This window comes from Streptomyces sp. NPDC050211, from assembly GCF_040656035.1.
Lineage (GTDB): Bacteria > Actinomycetota > Actinomycetes > Streptomycetales > Streptomycetaceae > Streptomyces.
The window spans coordinates 1-21,578 of sequence record NZ_JBFALC010000088.1 but is presented as its reverse complement, the minus strand read 5'-3'; the positions used below and the strand labels follow the sequence as shown (position 1 = coordinate 21,578).

The 21,578-nt window shown below is 72.3% G+C and carries 17 protein-coding genes; 10 read left to right on the top strand and 7 right to left on the bottom strand.

Annotation, left to right across the window (positions count from 1 at the left end):
• Nucleotides 1-5 precede the first annotated feature (5 nt).
• The 5 genes from AB0I98_RS44605 (at nt 6) to AB0I98_RS44585 (ending at nt 6,448) form a co-directional block, all read left to right on the top strand.
• Entirely contained in the window at nt 6-914 is a 909-nt protein-coding gene (locus tag AB0I98_RS44605; RefSeq protein WP_362951805.1) for a BadF/BadG/BcrA/BcrD ATPase family protein, read from the top strand.
• A gap of 167 nt (nt 915-1,081) precedes the next feature.
• Nucleotides 1,082-3,025, top strand: a complete 1,944-nt coding sequence (locus AB0I98_RS44600) for a phosphatase PAP2 family protein (protein WP_362951804.1) — start codon at nt 1,082-1,084, stop codon at nt 3,023-3,025.
• Nucleotides 3,026-3,262: 237 nt separating this feature from the next.
• Entirely contained in the window at nt 3,263-4,831 is a 1,569-nt protein-coding gene (locus AB0I98_RS44595) for a phospholipid carrier-dependent glycosyltransferase (protein WP_362951817.1), read from the top strand.
• A 58-nt stretch (nt 4,832-4,889) separates the two neighbouring features.
• Complete coding sequence (locus AB0I98_RS44590) at nt 4,890-5,813, top strand: MurR/RpiR family transcriptional regulator (protein ID WP_328350039.1); 924 nt, start codon at nt 4,890-4,892, stop codon at nt 5,811-5,813.
• A 257-nt stretch (nt 5,814-6,070) separates the two neighbouring features.
• The gene (locus AB0I98_RS44585; protein ID WP_362951803.1) at nt 6,071-6,448 is read left to right on the top strand and encodes a hypothetical protein; all 378 of its coding nucleotides are present in this window, start codon (nt 6,071-6,073) and stop codon (nt 6,446-6,448) included.
• A 22-nt stretch (nt 6,449-6,470) separates the two neighbouring features.
• Here the strand turns inward: AB0I98_RS44585 and AB0I98_RS44580 are convergent, their stop codons facing one another.
• The 4 genes from AB0I98_RS44580 to AB0I98_RS44565 form a co-directional block, all read right to left on the bottom strand.
• Nucleotides 6,471-7,148: a peptidoglycan-binding domain-containing protein gene (locus tag AB0I98_RS44580; RefSeq protein WP_362951802.1), complete on the bottom strand. Its 678-nt coding sequence runs from the start codon at nt 7,146-7,148 to the stop codon at nt 6,471-6,473.
• A gap of 246 nt (nt 7,149-7,394) precedes the next feature.
• A complete protein-coding gene (locus tag AB0I98_RS44575) occupies nt 7,395-8,600 on the bottom strand; it encodes a VWA-like domain-containing protein (protein WP_362951816.1) in 1,206 nt (401 codons plus the stop codon).
• Nucleotides 8,601-8,731: 131 nt separating this feature from the next.
• On the bottom strand, nt 8,732-10,033 hold the full coding sequence (locus tag AB0I98_RS44570; RefSeq protein ID WP_362951801.1) for a MoxR family ATPase: 1,302 nt from the start codon (nt 10,031-10,033) through the stop codon (nt 8,732-8,734).
• Between the two features lie 107 nt (nt 10,034-10,140).
• Entirely contained in the window at nt 10,141-11,541 is a 1,401-nt protein-coding gene (locus AB0I98_RS44565) for a hypothetical protein (protein ID WP_362951800.1), read from the bottom strand.
• Nucleotides 11,542-11,743: 202 nt separating this feature from the next.
• On the opposite strand from AB0I98_RS44565, the gene AB0I98_RS44560 reads away from it, so the two are divergent.
• The gene (locus tag AB0I98_RS44560; RefSeq protein WP_362951815.1) at nt 11,744-12,421 is read left to right on the top strand and encodes a TetR family transcriptional regulator; all 678 of its coding nucleotides are present in this window, start codon (nt 11,744-11,746) and stop codon (nt 12,419-12,421) included.
• A 159-nt stretch (nt 12,422-12,580) separates the two neighbouring features.
• Nucleotides 12,581-12,994, top strand: a complete 414-nt coding sequence (locus AB0I98_RS44555; protein ID WP_362951799.1) for a zinc ribbon domain-containing protein — start codon at nt 12,581-12,583, stop codon at nt 12,992-12,994.
• Nucleotides 12,995-13,010: 16 nt separating this feature from the next.
• Here the strand turns inward: AB0I98_RS44555 and AB0I98_RS44550 are convergent, their stop codons facing one another.
• On the bottom strand, nt 13,011-14,363 hold the full coding sequence (locus AB0I98_RS44550) for a Gfo/Idh/MocA family oxidoreductase (protein WP_362951798.1): 1,353 nt from the start codon (nt 14,361-14,363) through the stop codon (nt 13,011-13,013).
• A 174-nt stretch (nt 14,364-14,537) separates the two neighbouring features.
• Here AB0I98_RS44550 and AB0I98_RS44545 point away from each other — a divergent pair, with 174 nt between their 5' ends.
• Nucleotides 14,538-17,306 carry a hypothetical protein gene (locus tag AB0I98_RS44545; RefSeq protein ID WP_362951797.1) on the top strand — a complete coding sequence of 923 codons (2,769 nt, stop codon included), beginning with the start codon at nt 14,538-14,540 and terminating at the stop codon, nt 17,304-17,306.
• Nucleotides 17,307-17,315: 9 nt separating this feature from the next.
• Here AB0I98_RS44545 and AB0I98_RS44540 read toward each other — a convergent pair whose 3' ends face one another.
• Both AB0I98_RS44540 and AB0I98_RS44535 read right to left on the bottom strand, forming a co-directional pair.
• Complete coding sequence (locus AB0I98_RS44540) at nt 17,316-17,702, bottom strand: PPOX class F420-dependent oxidoreductase (protein ID WP_362951796.1); 387 nt, start codon at nt 17,700-17,702, stop codon at nt 17,316-17,318.
• 24 nt (nt 17,703-17,726) lie between these two features.
• On the bottom strand, nt 17,727-18,905 hold the full coding sequence (locus tag AB0I98_RS44535; protein ID WP_362951795.1) for a MalY/PatB family protein: 1,179 nt from the start codon (nt 18,903-18,905) through the stop codon (nt 17,727-17,729).
• Nucleotides 18,906-18,930: 25 nt separating this feature from the next.
• Between AB0I98_RS44535 and AB0I98_RS44530 the strand changes: the two genes are divergently transcribed.
• A complete protein-coding gene (locus AB0I98_RS44530) occupies nt 18,931-19,962 on the top strand; it encodes a hypothetical protein (RefSeq protein ID WP_362951794.1) in 1,032 nt (343 codons plus the stop codon).
• A 96-nt stretch (nt 19,963-20,058) separates the two neighbouring features.
• Complete coding sequence (locus AB0I98_RS44525) at nt 20,059-21,444, top strand: S1 family peptidase (RefSeq protein WP_362951793.1); 1,386 nt, start codon at nt 20,059-20,061, stop codon at nt 21,442-21,444.
• Nucleotides 21,445-21,578 lie beyond the last annotated feature (134 nt).

The window sequence follows — 21,578 nt, the reverse complement described above, 5'->3', positions numbered from 1 at the left end:
AGTCCGTGCAGGACGCTTCACCTTCTGGCCCTCTCGTGGTCGGTATCGACGTGGGCGGCACCAAGACGCATCTGCGCGCCTTCGCGGGCGACACCCCGGTCGCCGATCACGTCCGCTCCAGCAGTGGCTGGCGGCCGCACGACCCCGTGGCCGCCGCCGGCTGGCTGGCCGTGCTGGCCGCCGAGGCCCTGCCGGCGGGCTCACGCCCGTCCGCTCTGGCCGTGGGCGGTCACGCCTGCGAGACCACCCGTCAGTGCGCCCAGATCCGTACCGCGCTGGAACTCCACTTCGACGCGCCCGCACTGGTCGTGGGCGACGCCGAACTCCTCGTCCCCGCGGCGGGGCTGGACAAGGGCGTCGGCCTGGTGGCCGGCACCGGTTCGGTCGCAGTGGGGCGCTTCGCCGACGGCAGCCCCGTCCAGGTCGGCGGCTGGGGCGCGGTCCTCGGTGACGAGGGCGGCGCCGCCGGTCTCGTCCGCGAGGCCGCACGCGCCGTGTGGGCGGCCCATGACCGCGGGGAGGAGCCCGACGCCCTCGCACTCGGTCTCCTCGCCTCCTTCGAGGTCGCCGAAGTCCCGGCGCTCGGGGCGGCGTTGGAAGCCGCCAAGGACATCTCCGCCGAGTGGGGCCGGCACGCCCCGGCCGTGTTCGCCGCCGCCGAGGCGGGCTCACCGCTCGCCCGTGCGGTGATCGCCGACGGCGGCCGGTCGCTGGCCGCGCTCGTCGAACGGCTCGCCGCGCGCGGGGTCGTGGTGGACGACGTGGTGATCGCGGGCAGCACGGTCCTCTCCCAGCCCGCCCTGTACGACGCCTTCACCTCCGCCCTCACGGACAGGGTGCCCACAGCCAGGCCACAGCCGCTGCGGGTGCCGCCGGCCGCGGGGGCGGTGGCGCTGGCGCGTTCACTTCTGTGACACCGGCAGGACGCCGGGCCCACCCTCGTCCGACACAACTCGCCCGTAGATCTTCGCTCGTAAGCCTCATGGGGCGTCGCACCACTCGTGCATCCTCCCCGCTCCACGGGCTGTCATCGCACGACATCCCCGGCCGAACGGCCGAAGAACTCATGAGAGGCAGCAGCATGCCGTCATCCGCCGGGCCCCGGTCCACCGCGCCGGTCAGTGAACTCGCTGTGAACAGAAGGGGATTCCTCCGAACTTCCCTCGGTGTCTCGGCCGGTGTTCTGGCAGCGCCCACCTTCGCGGCGTGGCTCGGCGCCGCGGACGCGAAGGCCGCGTCGACGACCGCCGCCGCGTTCGTCGACGACTACAAGACCAACGTCACGGCGAACCTGACGCCCGAGACCAACGCGGTGGTCCGCGCCCTCGGCGGCTTCGCGAAGGTCTGGAAGACCGGCGGCGCCTGGAACACGGGCCTACCGCTGATGCCCGAGGTGCTGCGCGCCAACATGCGCTACTGCGCCCGCGTCACCGCCACGCGCACGGGCGCCCAGGCGAAGGACGCGTTCATCTACGACCGCCAGCACCAGAGCTACTCGGTGATCGGCGGCCTCGGCCCGCTGGCCGAGCTGTACAGGTCGGGCGCCAAGGCGGTCACGTCGATCACCAGCGCGCCGGACGGCACCCCGGCCGCGAAGATCAGCGACACCCTGCCCGCCGATGCCCCGGCCGGATCCGCGCTCGGCGCCGGGTCGTACGACTCGGCACTCGGTCACGTGGCCAGGCTGGTCGACACGGTGCGCGGCCCCTTCGCCTCCAGCAACCCGGCCAAGTTCGCCTTCCAGTACCCGCGTCCGTGGCGCATGAACGAGGACAGCGAGGTCGTCGACACCGGGAAGAAGGACGCGTTCGGCTTCCCCGTCTACGAGTCGGACGTGATCGTCGCCCCGCAGCTGCTGCGGCAGCGCGGCGAGACCCCGGCCGAGGACGGTGGCTTCCCCAGCGGCCACACCAACGCCATCCACCTGGCGGCCCTGGCCTTCGCGTACGCCGTACCCGAGCGCTTCCAGGAGATGGTGACCCGCGCCTTCGAGGTCAGCCACACCCGCATCCTGTCGGGCATGCACTCCACGGTCGACGTCATCGGCGGCCGCGTCATGGCCACCGCCCTGGCCGCCGCCGCCCTCGCCGACCCGGCGAACGCGCCCCTGAAGAAGGCGGCACGGGCCCAGGCCCTGGCGTACTTCCAGGAGCAGACCGGCACGACGGCCGACACGCTGTACACCTACGCGCACTCGGCGGACACGGACACCGACCCGTATGCGGACCGCGCCGCCAACGCCCGCACGGTCAAGCCGAAGTTGACGTACGTGCTGACCCGGCGCGGCGGCAACCGGCCGCTCACCGTCCCGAAGGGCGCGGAGGTGCTGCTGGAGACGCGGCTGCCGTACCTCGACGCGGAGCAGCGGCGCGAGGTGCTGCGGACGACCGCGCTGCCCTCGGGCTACGTCCTGCTGGACGGCTGGGAGCAGTGGGGCCGGCTCAACCTGTTCGCGGCGGCGGACGGTTACGGTGCCTTCGACTCGGACGTGACCGTCACGCTGGACGCCTCGGCCGGCGGCTTCGGCGCGGCCGACAGCTGGCGCAACGACATCGACGGCGACGGCGGCCTCACCAAGCGCGGCACCGGAACGCTGACCCTGACCGGCCACAACCGGTACACCGGCGGGACCGCGCTGGCGGACGGTGTCCTCGTCGCCGCCTCGGCGCACGCCCTCGGCCACGGCGACGTGCGGGTCACCGGCGGCACCCTGCGGGTGGCCACCAAGTCGACGGTGAAGATCCACGGCACGTACGCGCAGGAGTCGGCCGCTCTGGAGGTGACGCTGCGTTCGGGTCGCGGCCCCGCCCTGGAGGTCACGCGGCGTGCGGTGCTCGGCAAGGGCAGCTCGCTGTCGCTGCGGCTCGACGCCGACAAGCCGCCGGCCGCGGGGACGACGGTGCGTGTGGTCGGCGCTCCGGTGCTGCGCGGCCAATTCGACCGTATCGAGCTGAACTCGGACACGCTGCGGGCCGTACCCGTCTACACGGCGGATGGTCTGTCGGTACGACTCCTGAAGCGGTAACGCCCCGACGTGGCGGGAGCTGATGCAGAGTGGCCCCATGAGGCGGCTCTGGATCACTCCCGTCACCGCGCGGCCGGTGTCACCGCGGGGCGGATGATGGCGCGCGAACAACGGGAACTGGTCCTCGATCCCGGGACGGAGGGACACCCTCCGCCGTCCGTGACGGCGGTGGCCCCGCCACGCCCGTCGCGCAGGCGCCTGCTGGTGCCGCTGCTCGTGGTCGTGCTGCTCGCCCAGATGGCCGTGGCGATGGTGACCACCGCGGTGCAGCAGACGCCGACCATCGACGAGCCCGTGTACGTCGGCACGGCCGCCGTCTATCTGCACGACCACAGCCTGCGGTACAACCCCGAGCATCCGCCGCTGGGCAAGCTGGTCATCGGCGTCGGTGTGGCGCTCGCCGATCCGCACGTCGACCGGCCGCTGCCGGACGATCAGGGCGTGATGGGGCGCCATCTGCTGTACAAGTCCGGCAACGACCCGTGGCAGCTGATGTTCTGGGCCCGCCTTCCGGTGATCGTGCTGACGCTGCTGTTCGGGCTGGTCGTGTTCGCGTTCGCCCGTCAACTCGTGGGTGCGGCGGGCGGTTTGACGGCGCTCGCGCTGTACGCCTTCTCCCCCGACGTCATCGCCCATGGCTCGCTCGCCACACTCGACGTACCCGCGGCCGGTTTCCTGCTGACCTCGGTGTGGCTGCTGTGGCGGGCGCGGGTCCGGCCCCGGCTGTATCTGCCGCTCGCCGGGGTGGCGTTGGGTGCGGCCCTGGCGACGAGGATGAGCGCACTGGCGGCGGTTCCGGTGCTGGTGCTGCTCGCCGGGGTGTCGGTGTGGGCAGCCGAAGCGAACGGGCGCCGGGCGGGCGCGTGGAACGAACGTCGCAGGGCGCTGCTGCGCGCCGCCGCGGGTGCGAGCGTCCTGGCGCTGGCCGCGATCGCCGTCGTATGGGCCACCTACCTGGCCGTCGACCCGCGGCTGCGCTGGACGCCGCAGCAGCATGTTCCGGCGGTGGGAGGACTGCGGGGGCTGCTGGTCGATCTGCTGCCGCTGCCGGAGGCGTACCGGGACGGTATGCGCATCCAGTTCGGGCTGGAGACCCGGCCCTGGCAGAGCTTCCTGTTCGGGCGGGTGTACACGGGGTCGCTGTGGTACTACCTCCCGGCGGCGCTGCTGGTGAAGACGCCGCTCGGCATGCTCGTCCTGTGGGCGGCCGGCGCCGTCGCACTGCTCGCGGTACGGCGGCTGCGGCCCGCGGCGCCGTATCTGCTGCTCGCCCCCGCCGTCCTGTCGGCCGTGGCCATGGACGGGGCGCGGGACTTCGGCACGCGGTACGCCGTCTTCGTGCCGATGTTCCTCGCGGTGACGGCGGCCGCTGTCCTGGCACTGCGGTGGCGGTGGCGGTTCGTGGCGACGGGCGCGCTGGTGCTGTTCGTGGCGGTCAGCTCGCTGCGGACGTTTCCCTACTATCTGCCGTATTCCAACGAGGCGTTCGGCGGTCCCGCGAAGACGCATCTGCGGCTGCACGACTCCAATGTCGACTGGGGCCAGGATCTGGGCCGGCTCGCGGACCGGCTGCGGGAGCGCTATCCGGGTGAGCGGATCTGGCTGGTCTACAAGGGCAGCGGGGTGCCGTCGTACTACGGCATCGACGCGACGGACCCGCGCTCGGTGCCCGCCGATAAGGTGCGCGGGCTGCTGGTCGTGTCGGACTCCAAGGTCGCCAAGGCGAAGGGGCGGCTGGCCGAGTTGATCGACAGCAGTCGTCGGATCGACGACGTCGGTCATTCGATCACGATCTACCGACGGTGATCGTTTCGGTGTGTCTGAGCTATGTTGAACGACTGTGGGAGACAAAGGAGGCGCACCGGTGCCATCGCCGCAGCAGGCACGTGCACAGGCGTCCGCGATCACCTCGGGCAAGTCGGCTCCGGAGGCGGAGGCCGCTCCGAGTTCCCAGCTCAGGACGCTGTTCGACCGGCCGCGGCTGTCGCCGGGACAGCGGCGTATCGCCCAGTACCTGATCGAGCACATCACCGAAGCGGCGTTCCTTTCGATCACCGATCTCGCCGAGCGGGTGGGCGTGAGCCAGCCTTCGGTGACACGGTTCGCCGCGGCGGTCGGCTTCAGCGGTTACCCCGCGCTACGGGAGAAGCTCCAGTCGATCGCGCTCGGCACGCTCGCCGGCGGCCCCCCGGCGGCCGAGGAGAACCAGGGCAACGAGCTGCAGGCGGCCGTCGACGCCGAGATCGAGAACCTGGAGAACCTGCGCCGGGACTTCGCCGACCCCGGCCAGGTGATCGACACCGGCCGCAAGCTGTCGGAGTCGACGCCGCTGACCGTCCTGGGTCTGCGTATCTCGGTGTCCCTCGCCGAGTACTTCGCGTATGCGGCCCGCCGGGTGCACCCGGATGTGCGGCTGGTGACGCGGGGCGGCAGCGTCGCCTACGACGCACTGCTCCAGTCCCGTGAGGCGGGCGGCACGTGGGTGCTGGCGTTCTCGATGCCCCGGCACGCGCAGGAGACCCTCAACGCCGTACAGGTCGCGCGCAACGCCGGACTGAAGGTCGCGCTGATCACCGACCTGGCGCTCGGGCCGGTGGCCGACGAGGCCGACGTCACCTTCGCCACCGGCACCGGCTCCCGGTTGGTCTTCGACTCCTACGCCGCGCCCGGCGTGATCGCGGCGGCGCTGCTGCAGGCGATGACCGACGCCGACCCCGAGCGCACCCAGGCACGGCTCGAGGAGTACGAGCAGATCTCCGACCAGCACCAGTTCTTCCTCAGGGACTGAGCACCCACAGAAGGCCACAAGGGCACCAATCACCCCAAACTACGCATGAATGTTTTCATGCGTCTTGCAAAGCGGACGGCATATATAAATACTTCACACCCGGACGCCCGAAGCCGCCGTCACCCACCCGCGTCGGCGCCAAGGGTGTTCGAACGGGCATCGCCTGCGCGAGCGCCCGCGGCGGCCCCGGCCATCCCCTAGGCCGGGGCCGCCAAAACCGTCGGACCACCCCTCACGACGCCGCACACCCGGAAGCGATGATCATGACCTTGACGACCACGCGCATCAGCCCGGACTGGCCCTGCCAGGTCAAGACCCCCGGCAGCTACGACTGGGAGCGCTCGGCGGCCAAGTGGCTGCGCGAACTGGTGCCGGCCCGCTACGCCAGCTACCCGGCCCTGATCCGTCACCCCGTCCTGCTCGCCCGCCATGCGCAGATCCAGGTCCAGCACGAGATACGCGTCGCCCGCACCGCCCTGCAGACCGCGCGCGCCGATCTGCCCGCACTCGGTCTGCCGGAGTCGGTCATCGAGCACACGATCAAGCTGTACGCGGCGGAGGTCCTCCAACTGCAGCACATCGCGCGCAGCGTGCGGGCGGTCACCCACGCCCTGGTGGACACCTCCGCGCGCTGACCGCCGGACGGCAGGAGCGAGTTCAGCCGGTGCCGGTACGGGATTCCAGGTTCCGGCGCGTGTCGTCACCGTAGACACCGGTCTCGTCGCCCCGGATGCCGTACCAGAGCTGGAAGCGGGCCACCGCCTCCGTAAGGCCGGCGTCGTACTGACCGCTGGTGGAACCGTCCTGGTAGACGTCCGGGATGCGCAGCAGCCGCTCCTGGAGGTCGGTCACCTCAGGGCCAGACGCTCCTTCGCGGAGGGTGCCGGCGCCGTCGGGGTCGACGGCCGCGCCGCCGCCCGCGGCGGGCGGGGCGGCGGATGTGGGAGGCGCGGCGGACGTGGGAGGGGCGTCGGGTGTGGGGGCGGCCGTGTCGGCGTCGGTCCGGTCGGGGAGCAGGAAGGCGCAGCCGAAACCGATGACGGCGGCAGCGGCCACGGCGACCGCCATGGCGGCGTGGCGTCGCCCCATTCCGCGACGGCCGGGACCCGTGGGGCGGTCCTCCTCGTCGGCGCGGACAGGTGGAAGTTCCTGCGTCCAGTCCTCGGATCCGGGCAGCGGCGCCGGCATGGGCACGGTCTCGAAGCCGCCGGTTCTCGGCGGCAGGTCCTTGAGCAGTTCGGCGAGGGCGTCGGTGCGGCGGGGGCGCACGACGCGCACCGGTTCCAGGGGTGGCCGGTCGTCGTACGGCTGCCGGGGTTCGGACGGTGTCGGCACCGCTCTTCTCCTTCCGTCCCGTGCGCTGGGGTCCGGGCGGTCCCCGTGGAGTGATACGTGGCAGCCGCACCGGAAGTTCAGCGAGGCTCCGCGGACCTGGCATAGCTGGATTGCGGCAGTGGTGCCGACGGGCAGCACCGGATGCGGGAGCTGGTGCCCGAAGGGACACACGGGCGGACAAGGCGATCCATCCACCGCAGCCACGGCGGCAGTTGCTGGGGGCCGCGGTCCACCCGCAGCGCCTTCTCAGCCGATGGTGACGACATGCGCCCAGGGCGGCGGGGCTTCCGGGGTGTAGTCGGGATTCCTCTCGTTCACGGCGTGGGAGGGGCGGGGGAAGAGACCGACGATCGTGCGGCAGGGGGGCTGCGCCGAGGGCCATGGCGTCTGACCGTCCGTCAGGGCGACGATGACGTCCGGCCGGTGTCGCGAGCGGAGCGCCCGGGCGAAACCGGAGCGCAGATCCGTTCCCCCGCCGCCGATCAGGGCGATGTTCTCGGCGCGGCAGAGCGGGACGGCGACCCCGGCCGCCGCGTCGCAGGAGATCACCGAGACCAGGTCGCGCCGCCCGCCCACCGCCCGTGAGATCGCCGCCACCTCCAGCAGCGCGCTGCCCAGCTCGGCGTCGCTCACCGAGCCGGAGGTGTCGATCACGACGCAGACCCGGGGCGGCGTGCGGCGCAGGCTGGGCAGCAGCACCCCGGGGACACCGGCCGACCGCCGGGACGGACGACGGTAGCTGTGGTTCTCGCCCACCCCCGGCGCCCCCGCCGCCGCACGGACCGCCGCCCCCAGCAACTGCCGCCACGGCTGCGGCGGATGGAACGCCTCGTCCGCCCATCGCCGCCACCCGTCCGGCACCTCGCCCGGCCGGCCCTTGATCCCCTCGGCGACCCGGAAGCGGACCGCGTCCCGCTGCTGCCTGCTCAGCCCGTGCGCCCCGTCCGGCCCCAGCTCCCACGGCCGGTGCTGCCCGTCGGCACCACCGCCGCAGTCCAGCCAGGCCAGGTCCGCGGTGAGCCCGGTCATCGACGCCCTCCGCAGGTACTCCTCCATCAGCAGCCCGTCGGGCAGCCGTAGCAGCGACGGCAGGACCGCCCCGACCGGCAGGGGCAGACCGTCGCCGTAGATGTCGTCGTTGATCTCGAAGTCGGCGGCGATGTTCCGCCGCAGCCTCTCGCCCGGCCCGTGCTCCTCGTGCTCCCGCGCATACCGCTCGCCCCGCCCGTGGTGGTCCCGGAGCAGATGGGAGACCTCGTGCACCCAGACACCCGCCAGTTCCTCGACCGGCATGCGCGCCACGAAGCCGGGCGAGACGTAGACGCGCCAGTGCGCGTCCACCGCCATCGTCGGCACCGACCGGTCCTCCACCACGTGCAGCGCGAAGAGCGCGGCGGCGAGATAGGGGCGGACCTTCACCGCGTGGAGCCTGGCCGCCAGCAACTTCTCCATGTCGAGCGGCAGTTCGTGCCCGCCTTCCGGCGTGCCCGCCCCGGCCGGCGGATGCGGCACGGTGGCCCGCACCGGGCGCGGTGGCGGGGGCGGGGACATCGGGCGCGGCACTGGGCGCCGCACAGCCCCCGTCATCGGCGCACCCCCTGTTCACGCCCCGCCATGCTCCGGCCCACCGACCGGTCCGCCCGCTCGGCGAGACCGATGACACCGGCCAGCCGCTCCACGGCCCGAGGCACCTCCCAGTCGTCGCGCCGCAGCCCGGCCAGCGTCTTCGCCGGGGCGACCAGCAGGTCGGCAGCGCCGGTCTCCAACGCGCGTACCAGCACCGCCCAGCCCGCCTCCCACCGCTCCCGCTCCGGCCGCGCCCCCACGGCGGCCACCACCGCTTCCAGCGCCGCCTGACGCAGATCTCCCCGCACAGGCAGCTCGGCGGAGGCCGGGTCGGCCAGCAGCGACTCCGGGTCCGGCAGGTCCATCCGGTCCAGATGGGCGAGGAGTTCGAGCCCCGGACCGTCCCCCACCGCACCCCGCACCAGCAGCGCCAGCACCTCCCGGGAGACGGAGGCGGCCGTGCCGAAGGCCAGCAGGGTCAACGCGGCCTCCCAGCTCCGGGGCGAAGGCCAGGCGCCGCCGCGCCGCGTCTCGGTGCTCGGCAGCCGATGGATCAGCGTCGGCCTGGCTTCCAGGAAGCCGCAGACCGCGCGCCGGGCGAAGGCCACCGCCTCCGGCAGCCGCTCCGGCACCAGCCGGGGCAGCTCGGCCCGGGGCCAGACCCCGCCCAGCCCGCGCACCACCACCTCCCGGTCGTGCACCCAGTTCAGATGCACGAACCGATTGGCCAGGGGCGGGCTCAGCTCCCACCCGTCCGCCGCCGACGCGCGCGGATTGGCGGCGGCCACGATCCGTACCCCCGGTGGCAGTTGCAGCGCACCGACCCGCCGCTCCAGGACGACCCGGAGCAGCGCGGCCTGGACGGCCGGGGTGGCGGTGGAGAGTTCGTCCAGGAACAGCAGCCCCCGTCCGGCCCGCACGAGTTCCACGGCCCACTGCGGCGGCGCCATCGGCACCCCCCGCACCGCCGGGTCGTCGCCCACGATGGGCAGCCCGGAGAAGTCGGACGGCTCGTGGACACTGGCGATCACGGTCGTCAGCGGCAGGTCGAGAGAGGTGGCGAGCTGGGTGAGGGCCGCGGTCTTGCCGATGCCCGGCTCGCCCCAGAGCAGCACGGGCAGGTCGGCCGCGACGGCCAGGGTGAGCGCTTCGAGCTGCTCGTCGGGGCGCGGTTCGGTGGTGGTCGTCCGCAGGAGGCTCAGGAGGTCATCGGCCAGGGCGAGATGGGTTCCGGTCGCGGAGGCGCCGGCGCGAGTGAGTGCGGACGTGCCGGCGGCCGGAACGGGGGCGGGGGCGGGCAGGACGGTGCTGAAGGTCATGGGCATCACCTGGGGTGGGTCGGGGGACGGGACGGCCCGTCCGGGATGGCGTGGGCGTGCGCGCGGAACGCGCGGTGCGGGAAAGGGACTTCGGTGAGGGCGGCCGGTCAGCAGAACAGGCCGGTGCGGGGCCGGGATCGGCTGCTGCGCTTGCGGCGCGTTGCGGGCGGCGTACGGCGGTCGAGCCGGGGACGGTGGTCCGCGTGCCGCACGTCCGGGGCGGTCTCTTCTCCGGCGGCGCCCGCACCGGCCAGCCCAGAGCGGTAGAGCCCGTGGTCGATGCGGCGGGCCGCAGCCGACTCCAAGGCCTCCCGCAGCGGTCCGTCGCGCAGGACCGCGGCGGGACCGAGCAGCCCCTCGACCACGGCCAGTGCCCCGGCGACGTCACCGTGGCCGAGCCGCTCCCGGACCGCGGGCAGTGCCTCCGGGTCGCGGTGCACCGCGTCGATCGCCCGCAGGCAGGGCAGCGCCGGTCCGCCGAGGGCCACCAGCAGCTCTTCCCGGCGTAGTTGAGCCGGGTCGTGATCGATCGCCGTCAGCACGCCGTCCCGCAGCGCGATCCGGTGGACCTCGCCCCGGCACCGCACTCGGTGCGGATCGCGGAGGTCGGGTCCCGGTGCCCGCCCCGACACAGGCACCGTCACCGAGCCGGATGCCTCCAGTGCCGAGGCGACGAGCGGATGCAGCCGTTCGGCCGTGACCAGCCCGGCCCGCAGCAGTTCCAGATCCGGAAGGACCCGGGCCGCGACCTCCGGCAGCACCGGAAGCCCCGCGACCTCCTGCGGCGTCACCGCCTCACGCAGCGGCCGGAGCGTCGGGGCATGGCTGTCGTCGGGGGCGACGAGTTCGAGCACGGCGTGTCTGCGCGCACCGAGCCGCACGGTGAAGGCCCCGCGTGGGAGCCCTTCGGCCCGCAACAGCGACTCCGCCTCGGCAGCCCAGCCGTCCACAGCCCACGGGCCATCGCCCGCACCGCACCGACGCGCCAGTTCGCCGCTCAGTCCGGCATCCCAGAGATGCCGGTGCAGGTCGAGCCGGAAACGCCGGTCGGGATGGGGATGCGGATGGTGCCCGGGGGCGCCGGTTCCGGACCCTTCCCACAGGGCCAGCGACATCCGCTGTCCGGCGTCCGCCCAGGCCGGCGGTGTACGCACCACCAGTTGCACCGGCGTGGCGCCCGAACTCCGGTAACGGGCCAGACAGATGGTGAGGCCGGGCCGGAGCCGTCCGTCGGGGGCGATCCGGGGCATGTGCCAGCGGAGCAGATCCGGTGCCAGTCGGCGCAGATCCGCACGGAGGCGGGTGACGAGATCGATGCCGTGGCGGGCGCGCACGGCGTGCAGATCGAGATCGACGTCGACACGGGCGGCGGCGCAGGCCCCCGCCCAGTCACCGACGGCACGCCGTGCGGTCGCGGTTTCGATCATGGACGGTGGCACGGCGTACTCGCGCACGCGCTGCCACATCAACAGGCGGGACGGAATCTCGTTCGCGAAGTGATGTGCCATCAGCACTCACCGTGCGCGAATGATTCCCCCAATCCGTACGAGGAGAAGGTCTTCATCCCCGACACCGTAACCGCCGCGATGTCGATCTGTCAGCCACTTAGTTTCCGGAGCGCACTCAGTTCCCCCTCCGCAGCGCACTGAGTGCCACGCCCCCGGGTCGAGTGCTACGTTCCCGACCATGAGCTCCACCGTGAAACCGCCCATGCGGGACGCCCTGGTCGCGGCGGCCTTCCAGTTGTTCCTGGAGCGGGGCTACGAGCAGACCACCGTCGACGACATCGTGGCGCTGGCGGGGGTGGGGCGGCGCTCGTTCTTCCGTTACTTCCCCTCGAAGGAGGACGTGGTCTTCCCCGACCACGAACGGTGCCTGGCGGACACGACGGCCTTCCTCGCCGCCAGTGGCGAGGACGACGAGCCGGTGCGACGGGTCTGCGACGCGGCCCGGCTGGTGCTGCGCATGTATGCCGAGAACCCAACCTTCTCGGTGCAGCGCTACCGCCTCACCAAGAAGGTGCCGGGGCTGAGGGCGTACGAGCTGTCCGTGGTGTGGCGCTACGAGCGTGCCCTCGCCGAGTATCTGCGCGGGCGGTTCGCCGGCCGGCGGGACGGGACGCTGCAGGCCGACGTGATCGCGGCGGCCGTGGTCGCGGCGCACAACAACGCCCTGCGCTCCTGGCTGCGTTCGGACGGCCAGGACGACGCGGACTCGGCCGTGGATCACGCGCTCGGGTACGTGCAGTCCGCCTTCGGCGCGTCCCCCGCCCCTTCCGCCCCGCTCTCGGGCGAGCAGCCGGAGGACGTCGTGGTCGTCGTCTCCCGCCGGGGAGCGCCCCTGTGGCGAGTCGTCCAGGAGATCGAGTCCACGCTCGGACGCGACTGATTCACACCCCTTCCACATCCAGGGGCACTCAGTACCTTTACGAGTGGCACTCAGTGCCATACGCTGAGGCTGTGCACGGTGGCACGGTGAACCGGGCACGTGCGTGCACGGGCGACCCGCGCACGTGGGATTCCGGCCGAGTGCAGGGAGTTGACCAGCGTGTACCACCACTCAGGAAGCGTTGCTCGTCCGACAGCCGGCTCCGCGGCGGGCGTACTCGACCCCGCGCCTCGCGACGCGGATGCCCTCCTCTACCAGCGCTGCACCTGGTGCGGCACCGCCATGTACCACCGTCTGCTCTGTCCGGTCTGCCAGGGCAGCGACCTGCGCACCGAGCGCAGCGAGGGCGTCGGTACGGTCCGCCACTCGTCCGTGGTGCACCGCAACACCCCCGCCGCACGCAATGTGTCCCTGGTCGAGATGGCCGAGGGGTTCGTGGTGCGCGGCAGGGTCATCGGCCCGCCGATCGGCATCCACAGCGGCGACCGGGTCCGCCTGTCGACGGCCAAGGACCCCGTCCGCGGCGAGCCCGTGTTCCAACTGGTCGACGAGCCGTACCGCGCCTGGAGCTGACGCTCGGCCACAGCCGCTACGACTCGCCGTACAGACCGGGTATCAGGTCCCGCACCGCCACCGGCCGCCCCGTCTCGAAGCATGAGTTGGCGGCGAGTCCGACCGCCAGAGCCAGCGCCCCGTCCCGTTCCGTGGCCGGCCGTGCCGCCGCCAAGCCGCCGGGCGCCGGATCCCCGGGGCGGACCGGCCCGAAGAGCGCGGCCAGCATGCGTGGGTCTCCCCCGCCGTGGGCCTCGTGCGCGGTCTCTACGTCGATCTCCTGCGGCGGCTGCCACAACGGACGCAGGCTGAGCCGCACCCCGCCCGCGTGCTCCGCGGCCGTGTCCCCGTGCAGGGCGCCGGTGTGGGAGGCGATCCGGGTCACCGGCGGCTGCCAGTTGCTCTCCTCGACCTCGAGTTCCAGGCGGCCGGCGCTGCCGTTGAACATGACCCGGTAGCCCTCCCACGGGGAGTAGGCCGTGAGGTGGTAGGTCATCGTGGCGCCCCGCAGGTAGCGCACGAGGACGGCCATGTCGTCCTCGATGGTGATCGGTCCGCCGAAGACGTTGCGGTCGCGGAGGTAGCCGTCGTCCTGTTCCGCGTCGAGATAGAGCGCGCGCAGGGTGTCGTTGGCCGCGAGGTCCAGGGCGAAGGGGTCGTCGGCGGCTGCTTCGGCGCCGTGGGCGCGCTCGTACTCCCGGCGCAGTCCGTGACGGGCGCCCGCCTCATGGCCGTAGAAGCCGAGCCGGCCGTAGCCGAAGACCTCGGCGGGCTGGTCGGCGAGCCACCAGTTGACCAGGTCGAAGTGGTGCGAGGACTTGTGCACCATGAGTCCGCCGCTGTGCCGCTTCTCCCGGTGCCAGCGGCGGAAGTAGTCGGCGCCGTGGCGTACGTCGAGCAGCCACTCGAAGTGGACGGACAGGATCTCGCCGATCGCGCCGTCCGCGAGCAGAGTGCGCACCTTCTCGTGGACGGGGTTGAAGCGGTAGTTGAAGGCGACGGTGAGGGAGTTGCCCGTCTCCCGGACGGTGTCCAGGATGCGGGCGCAGCGCTGTGCGTCGACGGTCATCGGCTTCTCGGTGACGACCCGGCAGCCCGCCTTCAGCGCGGGGACGATGTAGCGGTCGTGCTCGGCGTCGACGGTGGTGACGACGACCTCGTCAATGTCCTCCTTGGCGAGCAGGTCGGTGAACTGCTCGGGTTCCCACTGGGTGGCGGGCGGTTCGCCGGCGGCGGTCAACAGCCGGTTGTGGAAGGCCATCCGCGTGGGGTTGGTGTCGCACAGGGCGACGATCCGGTGGCCGGGGCGTTCGGCGAGTGCGCGGGTGAAGGTCTGGGCGCGGTGGCCGGTACCGACGACGGCCGCGCGCAGGGGAGTTGATCGGCTCATGATCAAACCCCTTCCCGCCCACAGTCCCGGCCAGTCCTGGACCAACTCCTGCTTCCCCGCCCCCGCTTGTCCCCTCTTCACAGGCAACCCACAGACCCCACACGCCGTCCTCCGTGGCGTGAGGGCCTTCCGGAGCAGCCGGAGGGCCCTGGCCCAGTGCGGAGGAGGACAACGTTGTTACGTGCCCGGCGAATATGGGTGACCGCTGCGGCGGTGCTCGCAGTGGTAGGGGCAACACCAGGACTGGCGCAGGCGCGGCCGGCCGGACCGGCCCCGCTCTCGGTGTCGGCGGACCTTCCACCGGGCTGGCAGGTCACCGGTGAGGGCCAGGACCGGCAGTTGGTGTGGCGGTCGGCCCAGCCGGTACCCATGGGTGACGCGCGGGTCGAGTTCTACGACGGCGACCGGCTGCTGGGCAGACCGGTGCCCGGCAGGGACGGCCGTACGTTCCGGCTGAACCTCGACGCCGCACCGCTGAACGCCGCGAAGGACCTTCAAGTCCTGTCCGGCGGAAAGCGGTTGGACGCGGCCGGGGTCGCCGAGGAGGAGCGGCAGGACCGGCGTTCCCCGGCGGTGGCGAACCCGCCGGCCGCACCGGCGAACTCCGTCGACCCGGGCAAGCCGGGCTCGTACCGGACGGTCACCGGCGAGTACAAGCTCGACTCCGTGAAGCTGCCCGACTTCCCGCAGCCCGTGGAGATGCAGGCCGTCGTGGTGGCACCGACCGGCGCCACCGGCAAGCGTCCGCTCGCACTCTTCCTGCACGGCCGTCATGGCACCTGCTACAAGGGCAACGAGGATGTCACCGGCGACTGGCCCTGCCCGGCCGGCATGAAGTCGATTCCGAGCTACCGCGGTTATCTGCGCGACCAGAAGCTGCTGGCCTCGCAGGGCTATGTGACGGTGTCGATCTCGGCCAACGGCGTCAACGGCCAGGACTTCGCGGCCGAGGACGGCGGCGCGCAGGCCCGTTCGTCGCTGGTGCGGCAGCATCTCGCCCGCTGGGCCGACTGGGCCGGACACCCGGACGCGGCCCCGGCGATCGTACGCAAGGCCCCGAAGACGGACCTCTCGCGGGTTCTGCTGGTCGGGCACTCACGCGGCGGCGAGGGCGTCAACCGGGCCGCGATGGACAGCCTCTACCCGCCGCCCGCCCAGCAGGACGGCTACCACGGCCGGGTGCGCTGGCACATCCGCGGCACCGTGCTCATCGGCCCGACGATCTTCGGCCAGAACCCGGTCCCCGATGTGCCGTCCCTGACGATCCTGCCGGGCTGTGACGGCGATGTCTCCGATCTCCAGGGCGAGGTGTACGTCGACGGCACCCGCGGCGTCAGCCGGGGCACCGCACTGCACAGCGCCGTCTACGTGGTCGGCGCCAACCACAACTTCTTCAACAGCGAGTGGACGCCGGGCCAGGCCCAGGCGCCCGCGGACGACGACTTCTACGACGACGAGGAGCAGCCGGACCCGGTGTGCTCGCCGGGCACCCGGACCCGGCTGACGGCCGACCAGCAGCACAAGGCGGGCGCCACGTACATCGCGGCGGCGGCCAGGCTGTTCGTCGCCGGTGACGACCGGGTACGGCCGCTGCTGGACGGCTCGGGCAAGCGGGCGCCCTCGGCGGACCCCGCGCGCGTCCTCACGCACGCGGTCGGCGCGAACCGCCGTGCCGGGTTCCTGCCGGACAGCGGCAAGGTGTCCGTCACCGGCGGGAAGCTGTGCTCCGTCACCGACCCCGACCCGGCCGTGGCCTGCCTGGACCGTGAAACCCCGGGCGCCTCCCCGCACTTCGCGTCCTGGGAGACAGGACCGGAGTCCGGGCGCCGTGCGGTGGCGCTGCGCTGGTCCGAGCCGGGGGCCCCGGCCCGGGTGCGGACCGACAAGCCGCTGTCCCTCGGCGGGGCCAAGGGACTGACGCTGCGTGTGATCGTGCCGCCGAACACCACCGGCACCCAGCTGGACGTGGCCATCACCGACACCTCCGGGCGGCGGGCCACTCTGGGCCGGGTTCGCGTGGACGGGCTGCCCGGCAGTGAGCGGACCGCCTCGTACTGGGCCCGCGAGGTCCGCGTATCCCTGGCGGCAGCCGCCCGCGCCGATCTCGATCTGCGGCACATCAACTCCCTGCAGCTGACGCCGCGTTCCGGATCCGGGAAGGCCTGGCTGATGGACGCCTGGGGCTGGCGCCCCGGCACCCCCGCGGTCCGCGAGGCCACGCTGCCGCGCGTCGACATCGGCCGCCTCACCGTGGACGAGGGCGACTCGGGCGTGCGCACCTACCGGGTGCCCGTGCGGGTGTCCGGACAGGGCAGCGGCCAGGTCCGGGTGTACGTCGTGAACCCGGACACCGGGAACAGCGAGGAACGGCTCGTCACGGTACGGCCCGGCGGCAACGACATCGACGTACCGGTGAAGGTCGAGGGGAACACCCGCTTCTCGTACGACGTGACGCACGACGTGCTGGTGAAGGCGGTCCGGAACTCGGTGATCGGCTCGTACCGGGGCGGCGTGACCGCGGCGAACGACGACCCCGCGCCGACGATCGGTGTCACGCCGGTCGCCGACCGGGTGGCCGAGGGCCAGCCGCTGAAGTGGCGGGTGACCCTGTCCGAGCCAGCCGACGTGGAGATCTGGCCCCTGTTCCGCGTGGAGCCGGTGACCGGTGGCGCCGAGCTGTCCACGAAGGACGTCGACCCGCGGTGGCTCGAGGAGTACTCGGGAGAGTCACCGGACCCGGAACGCCCCCTCTCCCAGCTGGAGGGCCTGTACTTCTGGATGAACGTCCCGGCAGGACAGACCTCCGTCGACGTGTCCCTGCCCACACTCAAGGACACGGCGCCCGAGCCCGAGGAGTCGGTCCACTTCCGGCAGGCCGACGACTCCGGTGAGCCGCAGAGCGACGGGGCGGTGATCAGCGGGACGGTGCTGGACGCGTCCTAGTCGGCCACGTCAGGGAGTCGGCGTCACTCGGATGCCGACGGTTCCCTTCAGGCCGCGCCTCATCCTGCTTCCGAGCAGGGTGAGGCGCCCGACGATGCCGTACTTGCGGGCGAGGAGTGTGCGGTAGCGGGCGGTGGTGGCCTCGTCGCAGATCTCGGCGGTGGCCGGGATCTGGTCGCCGGTCGGGTTCCCGCGCAGATCGCAGGGGCCGACGAGGACATCGCCGCGCGCCCGGATCCGCTTGACCTTCCAGGAGTCGGCGGGGGTCCAGACGCCGAGCGTGTCCCCGTCGCGCACCACCCACACCGGGGTGGCGACCGGGGTGCCGTTCCTGCGATAGCTGGTGATCAGCAGGTACTGGCCCGCACCGAGCCGCTCCAACGCCGTGTCGTCCATGACGGCGAGTCTAGGCCGGTCACCTCACCCCGACGCCGCCGCCATCCGTCGTATCGCCTCCTCCAGCACCTCCGGCGACGTCGCCAGATTCAGGCGTACGTGTCCCGCCCCGCCCGTGCCGAAGGGGATCCCCGAGTTCAGCGCCACGCGCCCGCGCTCAAGGAAAACCTGCGCCGGGTCGTCCCCGAGGCCGAGCGGACGGCAGTCGAGCCAGGCCAGGTAGGTGGCCTCGCCGGGGCGGTAGCTGATCGCGGGGAGGTGCTCGGTCAGCAGGTCGGCGAGCAGACGCCGGTTGTCGTCGAGGCCGGCGAGCAGCGCGTCCAGCCAGGCGGTGCCGTCGCGCAGGGCGGCGGTGTGGGCGATGACGCCGAGGTGGCTCGGACCGTGGCTGACCTCCTCGGGAAGCCGGGCGAGGTCGGCGGCGGCAGCGGGGCCAGCGATCGCGAGCGCGGCCTTGAGCCCGGCCAGGTTCCACGCCTTCGAGGCCGACATCAGCGACAGGCCGTACTCGCCGCCCGGCACGCTGAGATACGGCACGAAGTCGACGCCGCCGGCGACGAGCTGCGCGTGGATCTCGTCGGCGACGACGCGCACGCCGTACCGGTTGGCGAGATGGGCGATCGCGGCCAGTTCGTCGGCGGTGTGCACCGTGCCGGTCGGGTTGTGCGGGCTGCACAGCAGGTAGGCGGCGCGTCGACCGTCCGTGACCGCCTGCCGGAAGACCTCCTCCAGCGTGCCGAGGTCGATCCGCAGGTCCGCACCCAGCGGGGCCTGCAGCACCCGTCGGTCCATGTGCTCCACGAACTGGAAGAACGGCGGATACACGGGTGAATTCACCACCACCGCATCCCCGGGGCCGGTGACCAGTTTGAGCATCTCGACGACGCCCAGCATCACATCGGGCACGATCGCGGTGCGCTCCACGGCGAGCCCGTCCCAGCCCCACCGCTTGTCGGCGAAGTCGGCGAGCGCCTCGGCGTAGGCGGTGCCCGCGGGATAGCCGGTGTCCCCCAGCGTGAGCGCGTCGGTGATCGCGCGGACGACGGGTTCGGCGACCGGCACGTCCATCTCGGCCACCCACAGCGGCAGCACGTCGTCGGGGTAGGTGCGCCATTTCATGCTCGTACGGCGTCGGAGACGGTCGAGAGTGAGGGCTTGCAGCGGATTCGGCCCACCGGACGTTTCGTGCGGGATCCTGGTCATGGAGCACAAGATAGGGGGCTGTGGCGTGACGTGGAATCACGGGGGGCGGACGGTGGCGGTCGACGGTATTCCCGAGGTGGCCTGCGACGAGTCGGGGTCGGACGGGGAGAATCTCACCGGCGGGAACACCGATGTCTTCGCGCACGGCAGTGTGCTGCTGCCCATGGATTCCGCGGCCGGATTCGTGCAGGAGATAAGAGACCGGATCCGTTCGCCCGCGGAGGAGTACAAGGCGAACCATCTCCTGCGGGAGAAACACCGCGCGGTCCTGGAATGGCTGCTCGCGCCCTCGGGCCCGATCCATGGTCACGCGCATGTGCATCTCACCGAGAAGGCGTTCTTCGTCGTGGACCGGGCCGTGGACCTGCTGCTCGGCGACAGCTCCGCGGCCGTCACGCTGTTCCGGCAGGGGCCTCGGACTTTCGGGGAGGACGGCTGGCGGGAATTCCTCGAGGCGGCGAACCAATTGCTGCGGGTCAGGAACGACGGAGAGCCGCAGCTGCCGGTCGAGACGTTCTTCCGCACGGTCCACGGACTGCTGCGAGCACATTCCGGTACGGAACTGGCGGGAAACCTGGAACGGCTCGCGGCGGCCCGGTCCCGGGCGGATGCCTATCGGGCGGGAATTCTCGACGGTCCGACCCTGATTCCCCTGCTCAATCCGCTGCTGCCCGCGATCGTCCACACCGCCGCGTACTGGAGCGCGGGCGGCCGGATGGTGCGGCTGGTCCACGACCGGCAGAACATGCTCACGCCGGACCGCATCGCCTGGATCGAGGAGTCGGCGAGGCAGACCGGGTTCGGGCTCGGCGGGCTGCGGCTCGTCCAGGCGGGGCTGGATCCCCGCGTGCAGCTGGCCGACTTCCTCGCCGGGATCGCCCGCAAGATCGCCTCCGACGAGCTGAACGGACACGGCGACCCCGTCCTCACGGCGCTGGTACGCCCGTACGTGGACGCGGCGTCCATCTGGGGCGACGAGCGCAGCTGGGCCCGGCTGGGACCGGTGGACGACAGCATGGGCGAGCCGCGCGCACTGAGAGGATCCCCGATCCTCTGAACGCCCCGGGGCTGAGCCACGTACCTAGGGAGGGCGCTCAACTGACGGAGTGTCCCGTGGTGTTGACACCGCGTTGTTCTGGTTCGGGAGCCATGCATGAGGCACGCACGACGACGGGTCGTCCGGCGAGTGGCACGTCTGGCGGCGGTCGGCGGACTCCTCCTGGGAGGCACGATGGTGACGCGGGCGGTGGCGAGTGAGCCGTCCGACGGCGCCGAACTGCCACGTACGTTGGCGCAGGCCGCGGGCGACACGGGCACTGGGCTGGTGTCCCGGCTCGGTACGACCCGTACGGCGGGCAGCTGGGTCGACGCCCAGGGCCGGTCGGTCGTCGCGGTCACCGACGAGGAGGCCGCCGCCGAGGTGAAGCGGGCGGGGGCCGAGGCCAAGATGGTGCGCTACAGCATGCGCGACCTCAAGTCGGCCACGTCGACGCTGGGTTCGACGCCCAAGGTGCCCGGCACGGCGTGGGCCGTGGACTACCGGTCCAACGAGGTCGTGGTGCGCGCCGACAGGACCGTCTCCACCGCCGACTGGAACGAGCTGAACGAGATCGCCGACGCCATCGGCGGCTCGGTGCGCATGGAGCGCACCGAGGGCACCTTCACGACCCGCATCAACGGGGCGCAGCCGATCCTGTCCACCGCGGGCCGCTGCTCCGCGGGCTTCAACGTGACCGACGGACAGCGCGACTTCATCCTCACCGCGGGGCACTGCGGGCCCACCGGTTCCGTCTGGTTCTCCGACAACCGAGGCAATGAGCAGGTGGGCAGGACGACCACGCAGAGCTTCCCCGGCGACGACTACTCGCTGGTGCAGTACGCCAACGGCCGCGCGGGCGACGGCGCCGACGTCGTCTCCATCGGCGAGGGGCGGGGCGTGCGGATCACCGGCCTGGGCGAGGCGTCCGTCGGGCAGAAGGTGTTCCGCAGCGGCAGCACGACCGGGCTCCAGGACGGTGAGGTGACCGCGGTCAACGCGACGGTCAACTACCCGGAGGGCACGGTCAGCGGCCTGATCGAGACGAACGTATGCGCCGAAGCCGGTGACAGCGGCGGGCCGATGTTCTCCGAGGGAGTCGCCCTGGGCGTGACCTCGGGCGGCAGCGGCGACTGCACGTCGGGCGGTACGACGTTCTTCCAGCCGGTGACGAAGGCGCTGGGCGAGCTCGGCCTGAAGCTGCTGGTGGCCGCTCCGGCAGGCGGCGGCCAGAGCGCTTCGCCGTCGGCGGAGCCGTCCGCCGGTGCCGGTGGCTCGCAGGGCGCGATCGCTCCCGGCGATGCGTCGCCCGGGTCGTCGGCTCCGGTGGAGGGCATCGTGGACGCGTCGACGCTGCTGTCGCGGCTCGCGAATCCCCGGAACATCGGCCCGGGCCTGCTGGTCATGGGCGGCAGCCTGATCGCGCTGGTGGCCACGCGATACATCCGCGCGGAACAGGACCGCAAGGCCTACCAGCGCTATTACTCGGCTACGTGGAGCTGACGAGGGGGGGGGAATCCGGGCCGCCGATGACGCGCGGCGGCCTTCAGCGGATGGGGGTGCTCAGAGCCGGTGTCACATCCCCGGCCGGATCAGCGCGCGGCGTCTGGTGCGTGCGATCGCAAGGCGCCGGAAGG